Below are 2,839 nucleotides of genomic sequence, written 5' to 3'. Positions count from 1 at the left end.
GATGTGGACGGGAGAGCGTACTTGACGGACGCCGTAACCAGCGTGGTTCGGTGAAGCCGGCCGGGTAGGATTCGGCACCCTCCCGGTCCGAGACAGCCCGGAGCGAAGCGTGCATGCGGCGACCGCGGGTGTCAACCTTCGTGTGAGATGCGACGGACGGCGATCCATAACGCCAGAAGGGGCGCCGAACGGCTCGGCGCCCCTTCCTAGCCGACATCATCGCAGCGGTGGCCGCTACGGTTTTGCAGCGTTCGGCTGGCGGCGGGCTTCGGCGGCGATCATGGCGCGGAGCTCGTCCATGTGGCCTTCCACGGCCTTCTGACCCAACGCGGCGGACTCGCGCATCAGGTCGGGAGTAGAGGCGGCGAGGCGCTGGCCGGCGGGGGAGCGGTAGAAGGCGGCGATCTGGCGCAGTTCGTCGGCAGTGAAGTGGTCGGCGTAGATGCGGGCGTAGTCGTCGCGCAGCCGGGCCCAGCTCATCCAACGCGTGAAGAAGCGCCGCAGCACGTCTTCGTAGCGCTCCAGCTGCGGATCGCGCGACACCTGCATCTCGATCGTGGCGTCGATGGAGCGGGCCAGCGACTGCTCCATGTCCATCGCATCCAGCACGTCGGCGGCGGCCTGGAGGTGCGCGGCGGAGGGCTGCTCGGCGGGCGTCGTGTCCACCTGGCGCATGGCGACGCGCTGCGGCGTCGTGGTCTGCGCGGCGGCGGGGCAGGCGAGGAGGACCGCGAGGAACGCGGCCGGAAGGAGATTTCTCATGCGCTCGGGTCGGTTCGGGGAGCCGCACGCATCGGTGGAGCCGCGCGCGGGCGCCGCATCCGCCGACTGTGCCGAGGATGGGCGAGGGGAGCTGCGATGTTCCGGAGGTGGGAACAGATGAAGGCAGCTTCCGCACCGCGAGCCGGTCAGGCCGCGCCGAGCAGGATCGCGGGCAGGAGAGCCGCGGGGAAGACGATGCGCGGCAGAGAGATGGAGGAGCGTCGGTCTGCTACACACCGCGGGGCGATCGCGAGTACGATGGACGTGCGGAGGCGAGAAATTGTTGCAGTATGCGAAAACCGTGCGGATCTGCAACGGCATCTCCGAGGTCGGAAGAGCCGCGCCGAAATCTGCATGATCGAGCGACTGACCGCCGAAGCTGAGCAACTGCGTCTACTCCGACGTGCTCTCCGCGGCAGGCCGGAAAGCGGTCGTCGCGCCGTCGTAGCCGTGTTTACCCGCTAGGCGCGCGCTCAGCCCCGCTGGAATCTACGGACGCTAATAGATCCGTGAGCCGCGGCGGACGATCACGAGTGAGCCGTCCGCGACGAAGGCGGAGCGCGGCGGGGCGGAGAGCGCTTCGGCGAAGGCGGCGCCGTAGAGCGTGCGCGCATCGCAATCCACCGTGCAGTCGGCCACCTTCCACACGCGCCACGCCGGGTGCTCCACGCGGTACTCCACCGTGCCGCCGCCGCGCTGGGCCGCGTATCCCCAGTAGTGCTCGGTGATGAACTCCTCTTCCGAACCGGGCACCAGCGGCCGCGCATCTCCCGAGGTCGTCGCGCGCAGGCTGCTCCAGCGTCCGCGGTGCCGCCAGCCGTACTCCACGGCTCCGCCGGGCCGCAGCCCATCTCCCTCCGCGTCGATCCGGTGCCGCATGGGCATGGCGACGTACCGCTCGTTGTAGACGACCCGCGCCACCGCCGCGATGGCGAAGCGGGGCACGATCTCCTTCACGAACACGACGGCACGCCGCCAGCCCTCGGGCCCGCGGCGGCGCACGTAGAAGCGCAGGTTCAGCTCCTCGAAGTCGCGGTGGAACGGGATTGAGACGCCGAGCACCCGCGTGCGGCGGAAGAGGAAGCCGACCAGGCTGGCGTACGTCACCCCGCCCCACTCGTCCAGCTCCGTCCCGCGCGGAACGAGAGGACGCAGCGCCGCGGGATCCACCGCGTAGTTCGCCATCACCAGAAAGCGCCACTCCGCCGCGAGGAAGACCCCCCGCGGCGCATCACCCGAAACGGAGCCGGACACGGGAGATGGGGGGCCGGTCACGCGTCCGGTGCCAGGCTGCGCTCCCGCACCTCTTCCGACGTGAGCCCGTAGATGGGCGGCGTGGGCACTCCCAGCATGTTCAGCATCAGGTAGATCTGCCCGCGGTGGTGGACCTCGTGCTCCACCATCGCCCGCAGCCACTTCCACGTGGCGATGGTCGCGCCCGCCGGCGTCTCCACGCGTCGCGCCAGGTCGTCCGCCGTAAGCACGGCGACGATCTCCACCGACTCGGCGTGCATGCGGTCCAGGTACGCCAGCACGCCGTCGCGCCCTTCCGCCAGCTCGCGGCCGTGGCCGGGGTAGCGGCTGGGGCGGCCGGCGGCGTTCTCGGCGAACATCCAGCGCTCCGTCGCCGCGATGTGGCGCACGAGGTCGCCCAGCGTGAACGCCCCCTCGCGGAACGTCCACTCCACGCGGTCCGCCGGAATGCACTCGGCCACGCGGCGGGTGCGGCCGCGCACGCCTTCGAAGTACGCCAGGAACGACTCGGCGCTCTGGATCTCCATGCGCCCTCGGGAGATGCGGGTGGGACGGGAGATGGAGGGCGGCGCGTTCAGCGCGTGCGGAACCACGACTGGCCCACCATGCTCCCGAAGACGACGGACATCACCGCGAAGATCGCCCAGGTGGACGGCGAGCGGAAGGCCTGGTGCCGGAAGACTGTAGTCTTGATATAGAAATGTCCGGGTTGGTTGATATAGAAATGTCCTCCTTCGGGACAGGTTCGCCCACACTGGAGTGGAAACCTGCGACGGAGCGAGGAGATGCTAAAGATGAGCACGCGAGATCGGGATCGACTGGT

Annotated in this window: 3 protein-coding genes; all 3 read right to left on the bottom strand. The window is 69.5% G+C overall.

What is annotated here, in order from left to right; genetic code table 11:
* Positions 1-234 precede the first annotated feature (234 nt).
* Positions 235-762, bottom strand: coding sequence for a DUF2059 domain-containing protein (locus VFE05_00910; protein HET6228603.1), 528 nt, complete (start codon positions 760-762; stop codon positions 235-237).
* 498 nt (positions 763-1,260) lie between these two features.
* Positions 1,261-2,016: a DUF2071 domain-containing protein gene (locus VFE05_00905; GenBank protein HET6228602.1), complete on the bottom strand. Its 756-nt coding sequence runs from the start codon at positions 2,014-2,016 to the stop codon at positions 1,261-1,263.
* Positions 2,017-2,033: 17 nt separating this feature from the next.
* Complete coding sequence (locus tag VFE05_00900; protein ID HET6228601.1) at positions 2,034-2,543, bottom strand: DinB family protein; 510 nt, start codon at positions 2,541-2,543, stop codon at positions 2,034-2,036.
* Positions 2,544-2,839: the final 296 nt, after the last annotated feature.

It is taken from the genome of Longimicrobiaceae bacterium, from assembly GCA_035696245.1.
Lineage (GTDB): Bacteria > Gemmatimonadota > Gemmatimonadetes > Longimicrobiales > Longimicrobiaceae > DASRQW01.
Note: the sequence above shows the minus strand (reverse complement) of the source record. Positions and strands in the feature narration are given on the sequence as shown.